Source organism: Bradyrhizobium sp. AZCC 1693, from assembly GCF_036924745.1.
Lineage (GTDB): Bacteria > Pseudomonadota > Alphaproteobacteria > Rhizobiales > Xanthobacteraceae > Bradyrhizobium.
In genome coordinates, this window is the sequence record NZ_JAZHSD010000001.1 from 5721243 (window position 1) to 5742120 (window position 20878).

The 20878-nt window shown below is 63.2% G+C and carries 24 protein-coding genes; 15 read left to right on the forward strand and 9 right to left on the reverse strand.

The features are described from left to right. Positions 1 to 29 precede the first annotated feature (29 nt). Positions 30 to 674 carry a response regulator transcription factor gene (locus V1293_RS27070; protein WP_334513700.1) on the forward strand — a complete coding sequence of 215 codons (645 nt, stop codon included), beginning with the start codon at positions 30 to 32 and terminating at the stop codon, positions 672 to 674. A gap of 95 nt (positions 675 to 769) precedes the next feature. Here the strand turns inward: V1293_RS27070 and V1293_RS27075 are convergent, their stop codons facing one another. Continuing rightward, a complete protein-coding gene (locus V1293_RS27075) occupies positions 770 to 1012 on the reverse strand; it encodes a hypothetical protein (RefSeq protein ID WP_334513702.1) in 243 nt (80 codons plus the stop codon). A gap of 302 nt (positions 1013 to 1314) precedes the next feature. Between V1293_RS27075 and V1293_RS27080 the strand changes: the two genes are divergently transcribed. Beyond that, positions 1315 to 1527 carry a hypothetical protein gene (locus V1293_RS27080; protein WP_334513703.1) on the forward strand — a complete coding sequence of 71 codons (213 nt, stop codon included), beginning with the start codon at positions 1315 to 1317 and terminating at the stop codon, positions 1525 to 1527. Between the two features lie 60 nt (positions 1528 to 1587). On the opposite strand, the gene V1293_RS27085 is transcribed toward V1293_RS27080, so the two are convergent. Continuing rightward, positions 1588 to 2481: a LysR family transcriptional regulator gene (locus V1293_RS27085; protein WP_334513705.1), complete on the reverse strand. Its 894-nt coding sequence runs from the start codon at positions 2479 to 2481 to the stop codon at positions 1588 to 1590. 231 nt (positions 2482 to 2712) lie between these two features. Here V1293_RS27085 and paoA point away from each other — a divergent pair, with 231 nt between their 5' ends. From paoA to V1293_RS27135, 10 genes are all read left to right on the forward strand, one after another. Continuing rightward, positions 2713 to 3366 (forward strand): aldehyde dehydrogenase iron-sulfur subunit PaoA, encoded by a 654-nt coding sequence (paoA, locus tag V1293_RS27090; protein ID WP_334513707.1) that lies wholly within the window; start codon positions 2713 to 2715, stop codon positions 3364 to 3366. Next, a complete protein-coding gene (locus tag V1293_RS27095) occupies positions 3363 to 4313 on the forward strand; it encodes an FAD binding domain-containing protein (protein WP_334513709.1) in 951 nt (316 codons plus the stop codon). The genes paoA and V1293_RS27095 overlap by 4 nt, the downstream gene beginning before the upstream one ends. A 3-nt stretch (positions 4314 to 4316) precedes the next feature. Then, positions 4317 to 6521 carry an aldehyde oxidoreductase molybdenum-binding subunit PaoC gene (paoC, locus tag V1293_RS27100; protein WP_334513711.1) on the forward strand — a complete coding sequence of 735 codons (2205 nt, stop codon included), beginning with the start codon at positions 4317 to 4319 and terminating at the stop codon, positions 6519 to 6521. A gap of 146 nt (positions 6522 to 6667) precedes the next feature. After that, positions 6668 to 7063: a (R)-mandelonitrile lyase gene (locus V1293_RS27105; protein WP_334516925.1), complete on the forward strand. Its 396-nt coding sequence runs from the start codon at positions 6668 to 6670 to the stop codon at positions 7061 to 7063. Positions 7064 to 7246: 183 nt separating this feature from the next. Beyond that, complete coding sequence (locus V1293_RS27110) at positions 7247 to 7954, forward strand: hypothetical protein (RefSeq protein WP_334513713.1); 708 nt, start codon at positions 7247 to 7249, stop codon at positions 7952 to 7954. Between the two features lie 162 nt (positions 7955 to 8116). Continuing rightward, positions 8117 to 9388 carry a lipoprotein-releasing ABC transporter permease subunit gene (locus V1293_RS27115; protein ID WP_334513715.1) on the forward strand — a complete coding sequence of 424 codons (1272 nt, stop codon included), beginning with the start codon at positions 8117 to 8119 and terminating at the stop codon, positions 9386 to 9388. 204 nt (positions 9389 to 9592) lie between these two features. Continuing rightward, the gene (thrC, locus tag V1293_RS27120; protein ID WP_334513717.1) at positions 9593 to 11011 is read left to right on the forward strand and encodes a threonine synthase; all 1419 of its coding nucleotides are present in this window, start codon (positions 9593 to 9595) and stop codon (positions 11009 to 11011) included. Continuing rightward, positions 11008 to 12297 (forward strand): M16 family metallopeptidase, encoded by a 1290-nt coding sequence (locus V1293_RS27125; RefSeq protein WP_334513719.1) that lies wholly within the window; start codon positions 11008 to 11010, stop codon positions 12295 to 12297. Before thrC ends, V1293_RS27125 begins: the two co-directional genes overlap by 4 nt. Positions 12298 to 12319: 22 nt before the next feature. Then, positions 12320 to 12907 (forward strand): GNAT family N-acetyltransferase, encoded by a 588-nt coding sequence (locus V1293_RS27130; RefSeq protein ID WP_334356488.1) that lies wholly within the window; start codon positions 12320 to 12322, stop codon positions 12905 to 12907. A gap of 130 nt (positions 12908 to 13037) precedes the next feature. Further along, complete coding sequence (locus V1293_RS27135) at positions 13038 to 13646, forward strand: hypothetical protein (RefSeq protein WP_334516926.1); 609 nt, start codon at positions 13038 to 13040, stop codon at positions 13644 to 13646. A gap of 50 nt (positions 13647 to 13696) precedes the next feature. Here V1293_RS27135 and V1293_RS27140 read toward each other — a convergent pair whose 3' ends face one another. The 5 genes from V1293_RS27140 to V1293_RS27160 all read right to left on the reverse strand — a co-directional run bounded on the left by V1293_RS27140 (position 13697) and on the right by V1293_RS27160 (position 16278). Beyond that, positions 13697 to 14182, reverse strand: coding sequence for a F0F1 ATP synthase subunit B family protein (locus V1293_RS27140; RefSeq protein ID WP_334513721.1), 486 nt, complete (start codon positions 14180 to 14182; stop codon positions 13697 to 13699). A gap of 4 nt (positions 14183 to 14186) precedes the next feature. Next, positions 14187 to 14735 carry a F0F1 ATP synthase subunit B family protein gene (locus V1293_RS27145; protein WP_334513723.1) on the reverse strand — a complete coding sequence of 183 codons (549 nt, stop codon included), beginning with the start codon at positions 14733 to 14735 and terminating at the stop codon, positions 14187 to 14189. Between the two features lie 60 nt (positions 14736 to 14795). After that, positions 14796 to 15026 (reverse strand): F0F1 ATP synthase subunit C, encoded by a 231-nt coding sequence (locus V1293_RS27150; RefSeq protein ID WP_028348038.1) that lies wholly within the window; start codon positions 15024 to 15026, stop codon positions 14796 to 14798. Between the two features lie 55 nt (positions 15027 to 15081). Then, on the reverse strand, positions 15082 to 15837 hold the full coding sequence (locus V1293_RS27155) for a F0F1 ATP synthase subunit A (protein ID WP_334513730.1): 756 nt from the start codon (positions 15835 to 15837) through the stop codon (positions 15082 to 15084). A 69-nt stretch (positions 15838 to 15906) separates the two neighbouring features. Beyond that, on the reverse strand, positions 15907 to 16278 hold the full coding sequence (locus V1293_RS27160; protein ID WP_247838490.1) for an AtpZ/AtpI family protein: 372 nt from the start codon (positions 16276 to 16278) through the stop codon (positions 15907 to 15909). Between the two features lie 275 nt (positions 16279 to 16553). Between V1293_RS27160 and V1293_RS27165 the strand changes: the two genes are divergently transcribed. From V1293_RS27165 to V1293_RS27175, 3 genes are all read left to right on the forward strand, one after another. Beyond that, complete coding sequence (locus V1293_RS27165) at positions 16554 to 17177, forward strand: 2-hydroxychromene-2-carboxylate isomerase (RefSeq protein ID WP_334513732.1); 624 nt, start codon at positions 16554 to 16556, stop codon at positions 17175 to 17177. A gap of 66 nt (positions 17178 to 17243) precedes the next feature. Beyond that, a complete protein-coding gene (locus V1293_RS27170; protein WP_334513734.1) occupies positions 17244 to 17783 on the forward strand; it encodes a hypothetical protein in 540 nt (179 codons plus the stop codon). Between the two features lie 158 nt (positions 17784 to 17941). Beyond that, a complete protein-coding gene (locus V1293_RS27175; protein WP_334513736.1) occupies positions 17942 to 18415 on the forward strand; it encodes a secondary thiamine-phosphate synthase enzyme YjbQ in 474 nt (157 codons plus the stop codon). A gap of 84 nt (positions 18416 to 18499) precedes the next feature. Here the strand turns inward: V1293_RS27175 and V1293_RS27180 are convergent, their stop codons facing one another. Both V1293_RS27180 and V1293_RS27185 read right to left on the reverse strand, forming a co-directional pair. Further along, positions 18500 to 20122 (reverse strand): MFS transporter, encoded by a 1623-nt coding sequence (locus tag V1293_RS27180; RefSeq protein WP_442894374.1) that lies wholly within the window; start codon positions 20120 to 20122, stop codon positions 18500 to 18502. Between the two features lie 371 nt (positions 20123 to 20493). Continuing rightward, positions 20494 to 20862: an integrator complex subunit 1 gene (locus tag V1293_RS27185; protein ID WP_334513740.1), complete on the reverse strand. Its 369-nt coding sequence runs from the start codon at positions 20860 to 20862 to the stop codon at positions 20494 to 20496. Positions 20863 to 20878 lie beyond the last annotated feature (16 nt).

The following is a 20878-nucleotide window of genomic DNA, read 5'->3' on the forward strand; positions in this document are numbered from 1 at the left end:
CGCTTATTTAATCCAAAAGGGGATAGATAATGCAAAATTCTAGCAGATCGGCAACGAAGGTCCTGATCGTCGACGACCACCCGGTGGTGCTGTCGGGTTGCCGGTCGCTGTTTGCTTCGGACAATTCCGTGAAGATCGACGAGGCCACCGACGCCAAATCCGGCCACCGCGCCTACATGGCCAAGAAGCCTGACGTTACGGTGATCGATATCAAGCTTCCGGACGTCTCCGGTTTCGAACTGATGCGGCGCATCCGCAAGGACGATCCGGACGCCAGGATCATCATGTTCAGCATGAATGACGATCCGGCGTTCGTGGTTCGCGCCATCGAGATGGGCGCGCAGGGCTATGTCTCGAAGGGCGACGATCCAAGGATGCTGGTGAAGGCCGTCCGCAAGGTGGCCGCGGGAGACAATTTCATTTCGCCGCAACTGGCGGAGGCGGTGACCTTTTCGGGCGCTTCGATCAAGGCCAATCCGGCGTCGCAAATGACGGCGCGCGAGCTGGAAATTCTCAGGCTGCTTGGGCGCGGCGACAAGATCGTCGAGGTCGCCGATGCGCTCGAGATTTCCTACAAGACGGTGGCCAACACCACCTCGCTGCTCAAGCAGAAGCTCGGCGCCAAGAATCATTCGGACCTGATCCGGATCGCGGTGGAGATGGGGCTCGGCTGAGCGCGTTCTGTCGTTCGAGACCGCTGAACCGGTCGCGCCGCTTGGGCGCGACCCGTTCGTGCCGCTGCAATGACGAAGGCGAATCCAGCGAAGGCTTACCAGCGATGCTTGTGGTGACCGCGACCTCGATACCATCCGTAATGATGGCCGCGACCTCTGCCCCATCCGTAGTGGTGACCGCGCCCGCCGCGGCCCATATGTCCGTGGCCATGCCCATGACCGCCCCTGACCTGGATCAGGGCGCCGTCCTGCGCAGTCATCGGCGCCATGCCCAGCCTGGCGGAAGCGGATATGGTCATTGCCAGCAGCGCAAGACCAATCAGGGCGATACGTCTCATACGGTGTCCTCCCGTTCGCGTGATTGCGACGTCAGGCACAAGTTCCCTGTGGAACGTTTTGTTCCGCCGCGCAGGAAGTAAATAGCAAAGGGGTGTTTGAGCCGCCTTCCCGTTCATTACCGGACTGGATTCGCAACGCGACCGCGGGCCGCGGCGCATTCCGCCGGCTCGCGGGTGCGATGCCGCCCGGCTCGCGTGCGATGCCGCCCGGCTCGCGTGCGATGCCGTTCGCGGGCGTCGTCATGGTCATTGGCGGGAAAACTTGGCAACATGCGCCTCGCTGGTCGATCGGAGGAGTGTGAATGGCTGACCCGGACATCGTGGAGACTGCCGTCGCCCGGGCGTGGGGCGTCTACCTCCTGATCAACCGCGGCATCGATGAGAATGACGCACGGCGCGACAAGCTGAGGCTTTTCATTCGCAAGCGCTGGCAGGCGGGCGACAACGAGACGGAGTTCCTGGCCGTCGAGGGTCTCAAATATCTCAAGAAGCTGGACGGGTCCCCGACCGGCTAGGTGGATGCCGCCGGTGGCTGGAGCATCGAGAGTATTTGCGGGAAAGAGTGGAAAATGACATCAGCCCCGGTAACGCAGCGCCGCGATCAGCACGGCAAAGGCCGGAGTGAGCTGGCGGCGGCTCGGGTAATAGAGGTGATAGCCTGAAAACGGCGCGCACCAGTCGGCCAGCACCTGGATCAGGCGGCCGTCGGCAAGGTGCGGCTGCACCTGGTCTTCAGGCAGATAGGCGAGACCGAGCCCGGCCAGCACCGCGTTCATCCGTAGCGCCATGTTGTTGAATACCAACTGGCCGTCGACCCGGACCCGCAGAGCGCGCCCGCGCTTCTCGAACTCCCAGGCGTAGATCCCGCCATAGGTCGGCAACCGGATATTGATGCAGCTATGGGCCACGAGGTCCTGCGGCCTGGCGGGCTTGGGGTGAACCGCGAAATAGCCGGGCGCGCCGACCACTGCCATCCGGAAATCCGGCCCGATCCGCACCGCGATCATGTCCTTTGCCACCTGCTCGCCGAGGCGAACGCCGGCGTCGTAACGCTCCGCGACGATGTCGGTGAAACCGTAGTCGATGTTCACCTCCACCTTGATGTCGGGATATCGGGGCAGCAGCTTTGCCAAAGCAGGCCAGAGGATCGTTGCGGACGAATGCTCGGCTGCGGTGATGCGGAGTGTGCCGGCCGGCTTGTCTCGAAGCTCGGTCAGCGCGGAAAGTTCGGCGTCGATCTCCTCCAGCTTCGGCGCCACCGTCCGCAGCAGGCGCTCGCCCGCTTCCGTCGGGGCGACGCTGCGGGTGGTGCGGGTCAACAGCCGCAGGCCGAGCCGCTCTTCCAGTCCGCGGATCGTATGAGAGAGCGCGGACTGCGAAACATCGAGCTGCGCCGCCGCCCGGGTGAAGCTTCGCTCCCGCGCGACCACCAGGAAGGCCAGGAGATCGTTGATGTTCTGCCGCGCCATTCATGAATCCATTTCATAAGTGCAAGCTGATTGTACCATCTAATCGAAGCCCTGTGCAGCCGTTAGCTTGTTTAGACCGGCAAGCGCAGGTCCCCGGCACGGCTCTTTCAAACGTGAACGCCGGCGAGGAACAGCCGAAACGCGGCGCCGTTACGGATGCTTGAGGCGGACGCCGGTCGCGCCGCACATCGTCCGAACGAGCAGAAAACGACAGCAGAATGGGAACAAGACATGCAAGGTCCGAGCGACTTCGATCTATCGCGGCGGAAACTGTTGCTGGGAACCGCCGCATCGGTGGCCTTTAGCGCGGCGCCCCCGATGGCCAATGCGCAAACGCCTGCGGCTCCTGCGCAGGCCGCCGCCCAGGCTGTTTCGATGTCGAAAGTGTCCTTCAGCGTGAATGGCAGGCCGCGCGAAGTCGCGCTCGACACGCGGACGACGCTGCTCGATGCGCTGCGCGAGCACCTGCATCTCACCGGCACCAAGAAAGGTTGCGACCACGGCCAATGCGGCGCCTGCACGGTCATCGTTGGCGGGCGGCGGATCAATTCGTGCCTGACCTTGGCGGTCATGCATGAGGGCGACGAGATCAAGACGATCGAGGGGCTGGGTACACCTGAAAACCTGCACCCGATGCAGGCCGCGTTCGTCAAGCACGACGGCTATCAATGCGGCTATTGCACGCCCGGGCAGATCTGCTCGGCGGTTGCCGTGCTCGACGAGATCAAGGCCGGGATTCCGAGCCATGTCAGCGCCGATCTGAACGCAGCCCCGCAACCGACCAATGCCGAACTCCGCGAGCGCATGAGCGGCAACATCTGCCGCTGTGGCGCCTATTCCAACATCGCCGAGGCGATATCAGAAGTGGCCGGGAGGCCCGCATGAGATCATTCACTTACGAGCGCGCCCGCAACCCAGCCGAGGCTGCAGCCTCCGCCATGCGCAGGCCGGACGCCAAATTCATTGCCGGCGGCACCAATCTGCTCGATCTGATGAAGCTCGAGATCGAGACGCCGGGCCATCTGATCGACGTCAACGGCCTCGCGCTCGACAAGATCGAGCCGACGGCGGAGGGCGGATTGCGGATCGGCGCGCTGGTACGCAATACCGATCTTGCCGCGGATAGAAGCGTGCGGCGCGATTATGCCGTGCTGTCGCGCGCGCTGCTGGCAGGCGCCTCCGGCCAGTTGCGCAACAAGGCGACGACGGCGGGCAATCTGCTGCAGCGGACGCGCTGCCCGTATTTTTATGACACCAACCAGCCCTGCAACAAACGCCGGCCCGGCAGCGGCTGCGCGGCGATCGGCGGGTTCAGCCGTCAGCATGCCGTGGTGGGCGCCAGCCAAGCCTGCATAGCGACCCATCCGAGCGACATGGCGGTGGCCATGCGCGTGCTCGATGCTGCGGTTGAAACCGTGCGGCCGGACGGTGCGACGCGAACGATCCCGATCGCCGAATTCCACCGCCTGCCCGGCGACACGCCGCATATCGAAAGCACATTGCAGCCGGGCGAACTGATTACTACCGTGACGTTGCCAAAGCCCGTCGGCGGCAGGCAGGTCTACCGCAAGGTGCGCGACCGCGCCTCCTACGCCTTCGCGCTGGTCTCGGTTGCCGCGATCGTGCAGCGCGACGGCACCGGGCGCGTGGCGCTCGGCGGCGTTGCCCACAAGCCGTGGCGCGTCGAGGCTGCCGAAGCCCGGATGCCGCGCGGCGCCAAGGCGGTCGCCGCGCAATTGCTCGCCGATGCGAAGCCGACGCGCGAGAACGCATTCAAGCTGCCGCTGGTCGAGCGCACGCTCGGCGCGGTGCTGACCGAAGCCAAGGGTTGAACCATGAAATTCGATACCCCCGCCACGACCAATCCGATCGACCGGATGAAGGTCGTCGGCAAAGCCTTCAGCCGCATCGACGGTCCGCTCAAGACCACCGGCACCGCGCCCTATGCCTATGAGCGCCACGATGTCGTGGCGAACCAGGCCTATGGTTATGTCGTCGGCTCCGCGATCGCCAAGGGACGGATCAAAAGCATCGACCTCGGTGCTGCCAGGGCCGCGCCCGGCGTGCTCGCCATCGTCACGGCCGACAACGCCGGCAAGCTCGACAAGGGTAAGCTCAACACGGCGACGCTGCTCGGCGGCCCCGAGATCCAGCATTATCACCAGGCCATCGCCGTCGTGGTCGCGGAAACCTTTGAACAGGCGCGCGCCGCCGCGCAACTGATCGACGTCGATTACGTCAGGGAGCAGGGCGCATTCGATCTCGCTTCGCTGCTGGATAAGGCAAAGCCAAGTCCGATCACCTTTGGCTCCGGCGACACGACGGTCGGCGACTTCGCCGCCGCCTTTGCGGCCGCGCCGGTCCGGCTCGATGCGCGCTTCACGACACCCGATGAAGCGCACGCCATGATGGAGCCTCACGCGACGATCGCCGCATGGGAGGGCGACAAGCTCACGCTATGGACCTCGAACCAGATGATCGCCTGGAACAAGGCGGAGATGGCCAAAATTCTCGGCATGCGGGCGGAGAACGTCCGTCTCGATTCGCCGTTCATCGGCGGCGGATTCGGCGGCAAGCTGTTTCCGCGCGCCGATGCGCTGCTGGCGGCGCTGGGCGCCCGCGCCGCGAAACGGCCGGTGAAGGTGGCGCTGCAGCGTCCGCTGATGTTCAACAACACCACGCACCGCCCGGCCACAATCCAGCGCATCCGCATCGGGGCGACGCGGGACGGCAAGATCACGGCGATCGGCCATGAAAGCTGGTCGGGCGATCTGCCGGGCGGCAAGGCCGATGGCGCCGTCGCCCAGACGCGGCTGCTCTATGCCGGCGCACACCGCATGACCGCCACGCGGCTCGCGACGCTCGATCTGGCCGAAGGCAATGCCATGCGCGCGCCGGGCGAGGCGACGGGCATGATGGCGCTGGAGATCGCCGTCGATGAAATGGCCGAGAAGCTCGGCATGGATCCGATCGAGTTTCGGATCGTCAACGATACCCAGGTCGATCCGGAAAAGCCGGAGCGGCGGTTCTCGCAGCGTCAGCTCACCGAGTGCCTGCGTACGGGCGCCGAGCGCTTCGGCTGGAGCCAGCGCAATCCGCAGCCGGGCAGGGTCCGCGACGGGCGCTGGCTGGTCGGCATCGGCGCCGCCGCGGCGTTCCGCAACAATCTGCTGACGAAGTCTGCCGCGCGTGTGCGGCTCGACAAGAGCGGCGTCGTGACCGTCGAAACCGACATGACCGACATCGGCACTGGCAGCTACACCATCATCGCGCAGACCGCGGCCGAGATGATGGGCGTGCCGCTCGAAAAGGTGAGGGTGCGCCTGGGCGACTCGGCCTTCCCGGTGTCATCAGGTTCCGGCGGGCAATGGGGCGGCAACAATTCGACTGCGGGCGTCTATGCCGCCTGCGTCAAGCTGCGCGAGGAGGTCGCGCAGACGCTCGGCTTCAACTCCGCTGAAGCGGAGTTCGCCGACGGCGTGGTCCGCTCGGGCAATCGCAGCGTGCCGCTGGCGCTGGCTGCGGCCGATGGCGGCCTCAGCGCCGAAGACGAAATCGAGTACGGCGATCTCGCCAGGAAGTACCAGCAATCGACCTTCGGCGCGCACTTCGTCGAAGTCGGCGTCGATACCGCGACCGCCGAAATCCGCGTGCGCCGAATGCTAGCGGTATGCGCCGCCGGTCGCATCCTCAATCCCAAGACCGCCCGCAGCCAGGTGATCGGCGCGATGACCATGGGCGTGGGTGCTGCGCTGATGGAAGAACTCGTGGTCGACAAGCGCGCCGGCTTCTTCGTCAACCATGACCTCGCCGGCTACGAGGTGCCGGTCCATGCCGACATTCCACATCAGGACATGTTCTTCCTCGACGAGACCGATCCGATGTCGTCGCCGATGAAAGCCAAGGGCGTCGCCGAGCTCGGCATCTGCGGCGTGGCGGCAGCCGTTGCCAACGCGGTCTACAACGCGACCGGCGTGCGCATCCGCGACTATCCGATCACGCTCGACAAGCTGCTGGAGCAAATGCCGGACGTGGGTTAAGCGCGGCCCGTATCGCGAAGCGCGACGCACGCGTCTACAGGGGAAATACCATGTTCACGCGAAGACGCCTGCTCGCCACCACCGGCCTCGTGGTGCTGGCAGCAGGAACCACGCCGGCTGTCCCGGCCAAGCCAAGGAACGGAACGATGGACATCAAGCGAAGCGGCTTGCAGCCCTCCGGCAAGGGGCCTGCGGAATATTTTACGGGCAGCGTGCGTGTCGATCCGCTGATGCAGGCTCCCGATCCCGCGCGCGTCGCCGGCGCCAGCGTCACCTTCGAACCCGGCGCGCGGACCGCATGGCACACCCATCCTTTGGGCCAGACCCTGATCGTCACCTCCGGCCGCGGCTGGGTGCAAGTCTGGGGCGGGCGCGTCGAGGAAATTCACCCGGGCGACGTCGTCTGGTTTCCGCCGGGCGAAAAGCACTGGCATGGCGCGACGCCGACCACGGCGATGACGCACATCGCCATCCAGGAACGGCTCGACGGCCAAGCCGTCGACTGGATGGAAAAGGTCAGCGACGAACAATACCGGGCTTGACGAAGCGCGGTTGTCTTGAGGGTTTGATCGGTGCGGTTGATGGGATGTCCGCTATGGCCCGATCGCGATCAAATTCCGCATCGCAACGAAATGACGCAATGTGCCAATAGGGGCGACACGTTCCGTGTTGGCGTATAAGAGGAAGAAGCTGCCAACCTACGTCCCTCTATTGGGTATGCGCACATGACCGATCAGGAAAAGAAGCTGAGAACTGTACATATTGAGCTCGCCCGGGACCGGTCTCCACCATGGTCGCCCATGCTCGACGGACACGCATACCGTTCAAACTTTCAGTCCGAACTTCATCAAGAAGCGATACTTCTTCTTCGCGCTAACGGAATTGAATCTGAAAGCTCATCACGGTCGGACGACGTGAAGATAGCATTCGGGCGCTATACGCTTTCGATTTACGGGGATGGAGCAAATGTCCATGGCATCCCGAACCTCGACACGTACTTCAAAGTAGAAAATTTTGCCCACCTCGATCATCTGAAAAAATCTGTGCTGCGCCTTCTGACCACGCTGCTGAATATGGATCAAATCGGTCGTGCCCCGTTCGAGGACGCTATTAAGGCCGCAGTGCAGAAACGGATTGGCTCGCCGATCAAAATCTACAACTCGAAGGCAACCCCCAATGGGGTATTTTTATTCGAGCGTCTTCAGGAAAACGACGCACAATCGACAAACTGGCAGGAGGTTGCTGTCGAACTCGCTCGTGTCACCGACGTGGCGGTGCTTTCCATCTTTCACTCTTGGGCGGTCGAAAACTCCAGTATCGACCTCACCGTTGTCGCGTTTTATTTCCCCGGTCTTACGGAGGGCTATTGGAACGACAGCCGAAACCTGATCGAACCCGTCGACCCGAGTGGAAATATCTTCGAGGAGAAATAATACTCACGGTGGCGAAAAACGAATTTGCAAGCCAATGTCCGCAATGGGTTGCCAGAAGGCGACATCGCGTCCGATCCCGCATGGCGGGAATATGGCGGTGGATGAAGATTGTTCATCGAAGCGAACGCTCGAATCGGATCAAAAACGCGCTAAAGTGGTGCCATGGAGAATCCCCCGCGTCCCCTGCCGTTCTCGGCATTCGAATGGCTGCTGTCCGGGCGTTACTTGCGGGCGCGTCGCAAGGAAGGCTTCATCTCCGTCATTGCCGGCTTCTCGTTCCTCGGCATCATGCTCGGCGTTGCGACGCTGATTATCGTGATGGCCGTCATGAACGGCTTTCGCAAGGAATTGATCGACAAGATCGTCGGCATGAACGGCCATCTTCTGGTGCAGCCGATCGAGTCGCCGCTGACGGATTGGCAGGACGTCACTGATCGGATCAGTCAGGTTCCGGGCATACGGCTTGCCGTTCCCGTGGTGGACGGTCCGGCGCTGGCATCGTCGGCGCACAACGCCTCCGGCGTGCTCGTTCGCGGCATTCGCGCCGATGATCTCAACAAGCTTGCCTCGATCGCCGACAACATCCAGCAGGGTTCGCTGGACACATTTGAGCAGGGGCAAGGGGTCGCCATTGGACGCAGGCTCGCCGATCAATTGTCGCTGCGTGCCGGCGACAACATCACGCTGGTCGCGCCTGGCGGCGCCGTGACGTCGAAGGGCATTGCGCCTCGCATCAAGCCTTACAAGGTTGCGGCGGTGTTCAGCATCGACATGTCGGAATATGATTCCGTGATGGTTTTTCTGCCGCTCGCCGAGGCGCAGGCCTATTTCAAGCGCGCCGATGACGTGAGCGCCATCGAAATATTCATCGAAGCCAGTCCCGACAGGGTCGACGCCTTCCGAAGGCCGGTGGCGGATGCCGCCGGCCGGCCGGTGTTCCTGGTCGACTGGCGACGGCGGACCTCGGCCTTTTTCGCCGCGCTTCAGGTCGAGCGCAACGTCATGTTTCTGATCCTGACCCTGATCGTGCTGGTCGCCGCGCTGAATATCGTCTCGGGGCTGATCATGCTCGTGAAGGACAAGGGCAGCGATATCGCCATTCTGCGCACGATAGGCGCCTCGCGAGGCGCAATCATGCGGGTGTTTCTGATCGCGGGTGCGGCCATCGGCGTGATCGGCACGCTGACCGGATTGCTTGTCGGCATGCTGGTTTGCCTGAACATCGAATCGATCCGGCAATTCGTGTCCTGGCTCACCAACACCGAATTGTTTCCGCCAAAACTCTATTTTCTGTCGAAGCTGCCGGCGGAGATTGATTTTGGCGAGACCGCCGCCGTCGTGGCCATGGCGCTGACGCTGTCATTCCTCGCGACGCTCTATCCATCGTGGCGCGCCGCGCGGCTCGATCCGGTCGACGCGCTTCGATATGGGTAGTCGGACGGTCCATCGTCGTCCCTGCGAACGCATGCTTTCGCAGGGACGACAGCGGCGAGACCCGGTCCCTCATCTTTTCGTCGTCGAGCCATTTCCCCTTCGCCCCAAAACGCTTTATGGTGCCGCTCGCTTCGCGTTTGGCGAAATCTAATACATGATCAATATCAAAGGCTTGGCATGGGGCTTGCGCCTTTGGAGGGTGGTTTGACGCGCTATATTTCGACGCGGGGGGAGGCCCCCGTCCTGGGTTTCTGCGATGTGATGCTGACCGGGCTTGCCCGCGACGGCGGCCTCTACGTGCCCGAGGTCTGGCCGCAGCTCTCGGCCGAGACCATCGCGGGATTTTTCGGCCGGCCCTATTGGGAAGTCGCGGTCGACGTCATCAAGCCGTTCACGGCGGGTGAAATCTCCGACGCCGATCTCGGGCGCATGGCGAACGAGGCCTACGCCACGTTCCGTCATCCAGCGGTGGTGCCGCTGAATCAGGTCGGTCCCAATCAATTCGTGCTGGAGCTGTTCCACGGCCCGACGCTGGCGTTCAAGGACGTCGCGATGCAGTTGATCTCGCGGCTGCTGGATCACGTGCTGGCCAAGCGCAACCAGCGCACCACCATCGTGGTCGCCACTTCAGGCGATACCGGCGGCGCCGCCGTCGATGCGTTCGCGGGTCTCGACAATGTCGATCTGGTCGTCCTGTTCCCGAACGGGCGCATCTCCGACGTGCAGCGGCGGATGATGACGACGACGGGCGCATCCAACGTGCATGCGCTCGCGATCGAAGGCACTTTTGACGATTGCCAGGCGATCGTGAAGGCGATGTTCAACCATCACGGCTTTCGCGACGCGGTCTCGCTGTCGGGCGTCAACTCGATCAACTGGGCGCGGATCGTAGCCCAAGTCGTGTACTACTTCACGTCAGCGGTCGCGCTCGGCGCGCCTGCGCGCATGGTGGATTTCACCGTGCCGACAGGCAATTTCGGCGACATTTTTGCGGGCTACGTCGCCAAGAAAATGGGCCTGCCTGTCCGCTGGCTGCGGATCGCCTCCAACGTCAACGACATCCTGCCGCGCACGCTCAAGACCGGCATCTACGAGGTGCGCGAGGTTCATGCCTCGGCTTCGCCCTCGATGGACATTCAGATCTCCTCGAATTTCGAACGGCTCTTGTTCGAGGCGAGCCGCCGCGACGCCGACAGCGTTCGCCGGCTGATGGGCTCGCTGAAGCAGTCCGGACGCTTCGTGCTGCCGGATGCCATCCTGGCCGCGATCCGCGAGGAGTTCGATGCCGGCCGCGCCGACGAGACCGAGACGTCGGCGGCGATCCGCGCCGCCTGGCGCGAGGCCGGTTACCTCGTCGATCCCCATACCGCCGTCGCGCTGGCGGTGGCCGATCGAGACACCTCGGATTCAGGGATACCCAACATCGTGCTGTCGACCGCGCATCCGGCCAAGTTCCCCGACGCGGTGGAGGCCGCCTGCGGCGTGCGGCCGCAACTGCCGGCGTGGCTCGACGGTCTCATGACCAAATCCGAACACATCACGGTGATGAAAAACGATTCAGCCGAAGTGGAGCGATTCGTGCGCTCGGTGAGCCGTGCCGCGAAGCAGGGAGTTGCCGGATGAGCGTCGACGTGACCAAGCTGCCGTCCGGACTGACTGTTGTCACCGACACCATGCCGCATCTGGAAACGGCCGCGCTCGGCGTCTGGGCCGGCGTTGGCGGCCGTGACGAGAAGCCGAACGAGCACGGCATCTCGCATCTTCTGGAACACATGGCCTTCAAGGGCACGACGCGGCGCTCCTCGCGCGAAATCGTCGAGGAAATCGAGGCGGTCGGCGGCGATCTCAACGCCGGCACCTCGACTGAAACCACCGCCTACTATGCGCGGGTGATGAAGGCCGACGTGCCGCTGGCGCTCGACGTGCTCTCCGACATCCTGGCCAATCCGTCCTTCGTGCCGGATGAACTCGAGCGCGAGAAGAGCGTCATCGTGCAGGAAATCGGCGCGGCGCAGGATACCCCCGACGACGTCGTGTTCGAGCACCTCAACGAACTTTGCTTTCCGGACCAGCCGATGGGGCGCTCGCTGCTCGGCACCGCCAAGACGCTGAAGAAATTCGATCGCGACATGCTGCGCGGCTATCTCTCGACGCACTATCGCGGGCCCGACATGGTGGTGGCGGCCGCCGGCGCGGTCGACCACAAGCGCGTGGTGGAGGAAGTGGCGCAAAGATTTGCCAGCTTCGACGCCACGCCCGCGCCGAAGCCGGTGCCGGCGATGTTCGGCAAGGGCGGCTCGCGCGTGGTGCACCGTGACCTCGAACAGGCGCATCTGACGCTGGCGCTTGAAGGCGTGCCGCAGACGGATCTATCGCTGTTCTCGCTGCAGGTCTTCACCAATACGCTCGGCGGCGGGATGTCGTCGCGGCTGTTCCAGGAAGTGCGCGAAAAGCGCGGCCTTTGCTACTCGATCTACACCTTCCACGCGCCCTATTCCGACACCGGCTTTTTCGGCCTCTACACCGGCACCGATCCCGGCGACGCGCCGGAGATGATGGAAGTGATCGTCGACGTCATCAATGATGCGGTGGAAACCCTTACCGAAGCCGAGATCGCCCGCGCCAAGGCGCAGATGAAGGCGGGGCTTCTGATGGCGCTGGAAAGCTGCTCGTCCCGGGCCGAACAGTTGGCGCGGCACGTGCTGGCCTATGGCCGGCCGCAGACGGTGGAAGAACTGGTGGCGCGGATCGACGCGGTCAGCGTCGAATCGACCCGCAACGCCGCGCATGCGCTTTTGTCCCGCAGCCGGCCGGCGGTTGTCGCGCTTGGCAGCGGCAGGGGGCTGGACACGGCGGTGTCTTTTGCGGAAGGATTGACGAGGTCGAAGGCGAAGACGCTCCTGCATTGAGGCAGGGCGGGGAGTAAAGGGCATGGCCCTGTTTCGTTTGCCTACCAGCGGACCGGCCGCGCTCGTGCCGCGCGGCCACGGCCTCCTGCTGCGCGCCCCGCAAATGGCGGATTTCCTGCAATGGGCGCAATTGCGCGAACAAAGCCGGGCCTACCTGACGCCGTGGGAACCGATCTGGCCGTCGGACGATCTGACCCGCGCCGGCTTTCGCCGGAGGCTGCGCCGCTACGCCGAAGATATCGCCGCCGACCGCTCCTATCCGTTCATCATCTTCCGCGAGTCGGACGGCGCCATGATCGGCGGCATCACGCTGGCCAATGTCCGCCGCGGCATCGTGCAGGCCGGCACCATCGGCTATTGGGTCGGCGAGCCCTATGCCCATCGCGGCTACATGACGGCGGCGCTCCGGGTGCTGCTGCCGACGCTGTTCGGCGAACTCAATTTGCACCGCATCGAGGCCGCCTGCATTCCCTCCAATTCGCCCTCGATCCGGGTGCTGGAGAAATGCGGCTTCACCCGCGAGGGGCTGGCGCGGCGCTATCTGTGCATCAACGGGGTCTGGCAGGACCATCTGCTGTTCGGCCTGCTGCATGAGGATTTCCGCGGCTGAACCGTTGATTTCCAAGCCTTTTGGGTGCCTTGGGTTCGCCGCCATTGGGCTGCTATAACGCCGCCGGGAACAATGCGGGACGATGGGATTTCAGGGGCGTCGCATGGGTAATAATCGTTTGGCCAAGGTGATGGCGGCAGCCGCGGTCGCGGGCGGGCTGGCCTGCCTGACGGCGGCGCCGGCGTCGGCGCAATCGCTCACCGATCGTTTCAAGAGCCTGTTCGGCGGCAAGTCGGACGAGGAGCCGGCCGCGAACGCACCGGCGGTGCCCCAGGACACCGGCGATCTGACCTGTCCGCCGGTAACCGTCAGGGCCGGCGCGTCCACTTACGCCGTGGCGGCGCCCGGCAAGCAGCCGGTCGGCAACGACCTGCGATTTCAGGCGACGATCTCCAAAATGGCCCGCGAATGCAGCGTCAATGGCGGCGTGATCACGGCGCGGATCGGCATCCAGGGCCGCGTCATTGCCGGCCCCGCCGGCGCCCCGTCGTCGGTCCAGGTCCCGATTCGCGTCGCGGTGGTGCAGGGCGGCGTGTCGGAGAAGACCATCGCCACCAAGGCCTACCAGACCACGGTCACCATGACGGAAGGCGGCAGCGAGCCGTTCACGCTGGTGGCCGAGGATCTCACCTATCCCGCGCCTCCCGGCGCCGTCGGCGACAGCTACATCTTCTATATCGGCTTCGACCCGCAGGCCCTGAAGCCCGAACGCCCGGCGCCGAAAAAGAAGAAGCAATAAAAAAGCCGGCGCGATCGTCTCGCGCCGGCTTTATTGTGTTTTGAAAGCGCTCAGTTCAGCTTGGCGCGAACTTCGGCAATGCCCTTGGCGAGCAGGTCGTCGGCGACCGGGCCCTTGACCGACCGTGACAGGATGGTCGAGGCGGCTTCGACCGCGGCGTTGGCGGCGGCGGCACGGACATCGGCCAGCGCCTGGGCTTCGGCAAGCGCGATCTTGCCCTCGGCGGTCTTGGTGCGGCGGGCGACGAAGTCTTCCATCTTGGCCTTGGACTCGATCGCGATGCGCTCGGCTTCGGCCCTGGCGTTGGCGATGATTTCCTCGGCCTCGCGCTCCGCGCTGGCGCGGCGGGTCTTGTATTCGCCGAGCAGCTTGGCGGCCTCCTCCTTGAGACGGCGGGCGTCGTCAAGTTCGGCCTTGATGCGCTCGGCGCGATGATCGAGCGCCGTCAGCACCGTGCGGTGGATGCCGAGATAGGCAAACAGCACCATCAGAATGACGAAGGCGATCGCTACCCAGGTTTCCGGTTCGGCGAACATCAGTCTATCCCTTCAACGAAGCGTCGACGGCGCTTTTCACCGTCTTGCTGTCGGGCAGTACGCCGGTGAGGCGCTGCACGATGGCGCCGGCTGCATCCGCGGCGATGCCGCGGACGTTGCTCATCGCGGTCTCGCGGGTCGCCGCGATCTGCTTCTCGGCGCCGGCAAGCCTGGTGGTCAGCTGGTCTTCCAGCTTTTTACGCTCGGCTTCCGCGGCCGCGTTCAGCTTCTCGCGGGTCTCGTTGCTGATGGCCTGCGCGCGGGAACGCGCCGAAGCGAGTTCCGTCTCGTACGCCTTCAGCGCGGCGTCGGACTCGTCCTTCAGCTTCTGCGCCTGCGCCAGATCGCCCTCGATCGCGTTCTGACGTGCATCGATCACGCTTTCGACGCGCGGCAGCGCGATGCGCGACACGATCACATAGAGCGCGACGAACGCGATGACGAGCGATACCAGCTGCGAAGCAAACGTGCTCGACTCGAACGGAGGAAATCCTCCGCCATGGCCGCCATCTGCTTCGGTGTGGGCGCCGGTACCATGACTTTTCTCAGCCACGGGGTTCTCCTCTTGCTGTCAGGCGCGCCGCCCGGACCGGGCGGCGCGATAGGGTGCAGCTCAGAGCGGAACGAACAGCAGCAGCAGCGCGATCAGCAGCGAGAAGATGCCCAGCGCTTCGGTCACGGCGAAGCCGAAGATCAGGTTGCCGAACTGGCCCTGAGCTGCGGAAGGATTGCGCACCGCTGCGGCGAGGTAGTTGCCGAAGATGATGCCCACGCCGACGCCCGCGCCGCCCATGCCGATTGCTGCGATGCCCGCGCCGATAAGTTTAGCTGCTGCCGGTTCCATTTCTAGAGCTCCTTGGAGGGTAAGACAAAGTGTGGGTGGAAATTCCCCGGACCGCTTAGTGTCCCGGATGAATGGCGTCGTTGAGGTAGATGCAGGTGAGGATCGCGAACACGTAGGCCTGCAGGAATGCGACCAGGAGTTCGAGCGCGGTCAGCGCGACGGTGAGCGCCAGCGGCAGCATGCCGCCGGCCCAGCCGAGCGCGCCGAGCGAGACGCCGAGCATGGCGACGAAGCCCGCGAACACCTTCAGCGCGATGTGACCGGCCAGCATGTTGGCGAACAGACGCACGCTGTGCGAGACCGGCCGCAGGAAGAACGACAGGATTTCAATGAACATGACCAGCGGCAGGATGTAGATCGGCACGCCGGAGGGCACGAAAATCTTGAAGAATTTGAAGCCGTTCTTGTAGAGCCCGTAGATCAGGACGGTGAAGAAGACCAGGAAGGCCAGCGCCGCGGTGACGATGATGTGGCTCGAAACCGTGAACGTGTAGGGGATGATGCCGATCAGGTTCGAGATGCAGATGAACATGAACAGCGAGAAGATCAGCGGGAAGAACTTCATGCCTTCCGCGCCGGCGGTGGAGCGGATCGTTGAGGCGACGAACTCGTAGGAGATTTCCGCGATCGACTGCAGCCGCCCGGGAACCAGCTGCCGTCCCGCCATGCCGCCGATCATCAATAGCGAGATCACCGCTACCGAGAGGAACATGTAGAGCGACGAGTTGGTGAAGGCGATCGTGTGCTTGCCGATATGGCCGATCGTGAAGAGGGGTTCGATATTGAACTGGTGGATCGGGTCGATTTTCATCCGCGCGGCTCTTTATCCACCGGCCTGGCCGGCAATCGAATTTCAAATGTCGTGACTTCCCGACGACGCTCAGCGCCTGCCTGGACCTGCGCCTGCAGTTCTCACCACGTTGACCACGCCGGCGACGAAGCCGAGCAGAAGAAACACGATGAAACCGAACGGCGACGTCGACAATAAACGGTCGAACCCCCAGCCAATCGCCGCTCCGACGACAACGCCCGCGACCAATTCCGAGGAAAGCCGGAAACCAAGCGCCATGGCAGAAGCTCTGGCAGCTCTGTCTCCGCTTTCAGTTCCGGGTTGATCAGTCCTGATTTTGCGGCTGTCACGAATTTCGGACAACCGGTGATCCAGACTTCCGAGCCTTGCGGAAAGCGCAGCTTCGTCGGAAGACGGCTGATCGCGATTTCCACTTACGTTGTCGTTTTTGTCTTCGGCCATGCCCAAGACATTAAACGATGCCAACGGTAGATGGAAATTACGCCCGTCACCCTTGAAAGCCGCGCGGACCATACTTACCGCGTCTATTCAAGTCAAGATTAGGCCGTAACCAGCTATTTCATTGATTTTATTTGGTTTATTCAGTTGCTGCCTGCGACACTGTGGACCCGTGATCGCAGTGCAGCAGTATTGCCACACGGATCGATCTTGCGCACGTTTGAGCGCTCTGTTGGGATGTCCCGAGCGAAGCGAAAATCCCTCGTAGCGGAGCCCGCATGCCGCGTCAGGTCGATTACTATTTCTCGCTCCAATCGCCCTGGGCCTATATCGGGCATCAGACGTTCCTGAATCTGGTAAGTACTTATGATCTCAAGGTAAATCACAGGCCGGTGGTGCTGGTCGATCTGTTTTCAGAGACCGGCGGCTTGCCCCTGATGAAGCGCCATCCGGTACGTCAGCGCTACCGGATGGTCGAACTGCAGCGCTGGCGCGACAAGCGCGGGCTGAAATTTCATCTGCAGCCGGCGAACTGGCCGTTCAATGCACGCCTGGCCGATGGCGTCGTGCTCGCGGCGCTCGAGGCCAGCCACGATCCCGACCGCTATTTGCGCCGGGCCTTTGCCGCCGTCTGGGAAGATCAGCTCAATCTCGCCGATCCCGCAACGATCGCGAAACTCGCCGACGAATCGGGGCTGCCCGGCAAGCAATTGGTGGAGCGCTCCGGCGCGGAGGAAATCAGTGCGGCGTATGAACAGAACCGGCAGGACGCGCTGGCAGCCGACGTGTTCGGCTCGCCGGTCTACGTGCTGGAGGGCGAAGTGTTCTGGGGCCAGGACCGCCTCGAATTGCTGGAAGATGCGTTGAAATCCGGCCGCGCGCCCTATAGCTCAAAGGTCTAGAGGCATGCCTTGAAAGCGCCCCGGCGGTCGAGGAAACCGGAACTGTCCTGAGGCGGGAGCAAGCCCATGAGCACAGCGAAATCGTCCTCGAAATTCTTAAAGCGCATCGTGCTGGCCGTTTGTCTCGCAGGCACCGGTCAGGCGCTCGCGGGCGCGCTGCCTGAAACCGACAACGGCCGCTATGCGCTGTCACCGACAGGAGATGGCGTGCTCCGGCTCGATACGAGAACCGGTGCGATTTCGACCTGCAACAATTCGGGCGCGGGCTGGGCCTGCTACGCCGTCCCCGACGAACGCGCGGCGATGGACGCGGAAATCGGCCGGCTGCAAGCGGACATTGGCCGGCTGCAGGCCGACAATGAAAGGCTCAAGGCGGACCTCGCCTCGCGCGAGCCCACGGTGCCCGGCAAGATCGAAGAGGTCCTGCCGAAATCGGACTCGCTGAAGAAAAGCGAGCCGAAAGTGGCCGACGGTGAGCGCAAGATCGAAATCCCGCTGCCGAGTGACCGCGACATGGACCGCATGATGTCGTTCCTCGAGCGGGCCTGGCGGCGCCTGATCGAGATGGCCAACCGGGTGCAGAGGGACCTCAACGGCAAGATTTGACGGGTGTGGCTTTTTCATTGTCGTCCCTGCGAACGCAGGGACCCATAACCACCGCTGTTGGTTGTTTGCAAAGAGTGTCAACTCCGATCGCCTGAAATCGAGAGGCCGCGGAGTATGGGTCCTTGCGTTCGCAGGGACGACGTGTGGAGAGATTGATCGTGACATCGCCCAAATCTCATTCCCGCACCGCGCCCTCCGCCGTCGCCGCCAGCACCATCGTATCCTCGCTGCTGACCGTGCAGACCTCAGGCGCGGGCTTTACCGATCTCACCGCCGAGGTTGCCAAATTCGTGCGCGACGCCCGGGCGCGCGAAGGCGCGGTGACGCTGTTCATCCGTCACACCTCGGCGTCGCTGACGATCCAGGAAAATGCCGATCCGGCCGTGCTCGTCGATTTGACAACGGCGCTGAACCGGCTCGCGCCCGAGAATGCCGGATGGCGCCACGATACCGAGGGGCCGGACGACATGCCGGCGCATATCAAGACCATGCTGACCGCGACCTCGCTGCACATCCCGGTGCTGCAGGGCGCGCTCGCGCTGGGCACGTGGCAGGCGATCTATCTGGTCGAGCATCGCGCGCGGCCGCACCGGCGCGAGATCGTGCTGCAGTTCATCGGCGCCACAGATTGAGGCGCCTGCAAAAGCAAACCGGCCGCGGATCGCTCCGCAGCCGGTTCGTCGTTTCTTCGTCCGGCCGCCGCCGAACGAAACCGGTTACTTCGTGATGTCGACGTCCTTGGTTTCCGGCAGCAAGAAGAAGCCGACAACCGCGGTGATCGAAGCGAAGATGATCGGATACCACAGGCCCGCGTAGATATCGCCGGTCGAGGCCACGATCGCGAACGAGGTCGCCGGCAGCAATCCACCGAACCAGCCATTGCCGATGTGATAGGGCAGCGACATCGAGGTGTAGCGGATCCTGGTCGGGAACAGTTCGACCAGCATCGCGGCGATCGGCCCATACACCATGGTGACGTAGACCACCAGGATGAACAGCAGTCCGATGATCGCCGCGATCTGCGGTTTGAAGATATCGAACGGATGCGACATCTTCACAATGCCGGCGTCACCGGCCTTCGGATAGCCGGCAGCCTGAACTGCTGCCAGCACCGCCGGGTTGGAGGTCTTGGCGTCGGCGTAGGCGATGTCCTTGCCGTTGACGACGACCTTCACGCCGGAGCCTGCTGCGCCGTAGCTGGTCGAATACTTGACCGACGACTGCGACAGGAAGGCGCGTGCGGTATCGCAAGGTGCGGAGAAGACGCGGGTTCCCACCGGATTGAACAGATCGCCGCAACCCTTGGGATCCGCCACCACCTCGACCTTGGTGGCTTCGATCGCCTTTTCCAGCGCCGGGTTGGCGTTGGTGGTGATCATCCGGAAGATCGGGAAGAAGGTCAGCGCCGCGATCAGGCAGCCCGCCAGGATGATCGGCTTGCGGCCGATCTTGTCGGAGAGTGCGCCGAACACGATGAAGAAGCCGGTGCCGAACAATAGCGACCAGGCGATCAGAAGGTTGGCGGTGTAACCGTCGACCTTGAGGATCGATTGCAGGAAAAACAGCGCGTAGAACTGGCCGGTGTACCACACCACGCCCTGGCCCATCACGCCGCCGATCAGCGCCAGGATAACGAGCTTGGCGTTGCTCCAGTTGGCGAAGGCTTCGGTCAGCGGCGCCTTGGAGCCCTTGCCCTCGTCCTTCATCTTCTGGAACACCGGCGATTCGTTCAGCCGCAGCCGGATCCAGACGGAAACGCCGAGCAGCAGGACCGAAACCAGGAACGGAATGCGCCAGCCCCAGGCCGCAAAGTCAGGCTCGCCGAGTGCCGTACGGGTGAACAAAATCACCAGCAGCGACAGGAACAGGCCGAGCGTTGCAGTGGTCTGGATGAACGAGGTGTAGTAGCCGCGCTTGCCCATCGGGGCATGCTCCGCCACGTAGGTTGCAGCTCCGCCATATTCGCCGCCGAGCGCGAGGCCCTGCAGCAGGCGCAACGCGATCAGGATGATCGGCGCCGCGATACCGATGGTGGCGGCGTTGGGCAACAGGCCGACGATGAAGGTCGACAGGCCCATGATCAGGATGGTGACGAGGAAGGTGTATTTGCGGCCGACGATGTCGCCGACGCGTCCGAACACGATGGCGCCGAACGGACGGACCAGGAAGCCGGCGGCGAACGCCAGCAGCGCGAAGATGTCGCGGGTCGCCGGCGGATAGGCCGAGAAGAACTGTGCACCGATGATGCTGGCGAGCGACCCGTAAAGGTAGAAGTCGTACCATTCGAAGACGGTACCAAGCGAAGATGCAAGGATGACGAAGCGTTCGTCCTTCGTCATTCCTCCGGACTTGCCGGAGGTGGCAACCATTGTAGACATTTTTCGAATCGCTCCCTTTTTTTATGCTCGCGAAGATGTGCGTGGCGTCAGATCGACGCTCGATTATTTCAGGGTTTCCTACATGTTCGCGAAGCTTGGCCCAATAGTACTTTCGGCTGGCGCTGAGCATCTGCGCCCGATCGGGACGTGTCCCTGCCGCCCTTGTATGATTCCATGCGTAATCGGTAGGCAGCGTTGTTTTCCGGACCATGGATGGCCTTGATTCAGGACCTTTCTCAGTGCTTTGGCCTGGTTTGCATTTGGCCGGTCCAACAAGCAGCAAGCAGAGACTTGACCGCCCCCGGAGCCCCGCCGGTTGCCGCTGTCTCGAACTAAAGTCCAATAACGGAGAAAAAAAGCGCGACGCTCCACATCACAATGGTGACGATCGCGGTCCAGCGCGCGAACAGGAGATAGGTCTCGCGCATGATCGTCGAGATGGTCTTTTGCGCGAAGGACTGAGGCGGACGGCTTTCCTTGGGAAGATAGAGCCACATCTCGGTGCGGCGGTGATCCTTGGTCCGGGCTTCGTGGGCCTTCAGCACAAGAACGAGGGTCATCAGCATGCTCAGGAAGCCTCCCGCCTGAAAAGCGGAACGCGGAAGGAAGGAGAGGCCGATCATGACGCAGAAAATGGCGAGCGACGCGAAGCCGCATGCGCGAAGCACCGTTTCATAGGCAATACGGCGCATCTCTTCCATGATCCGCGACTCCGTC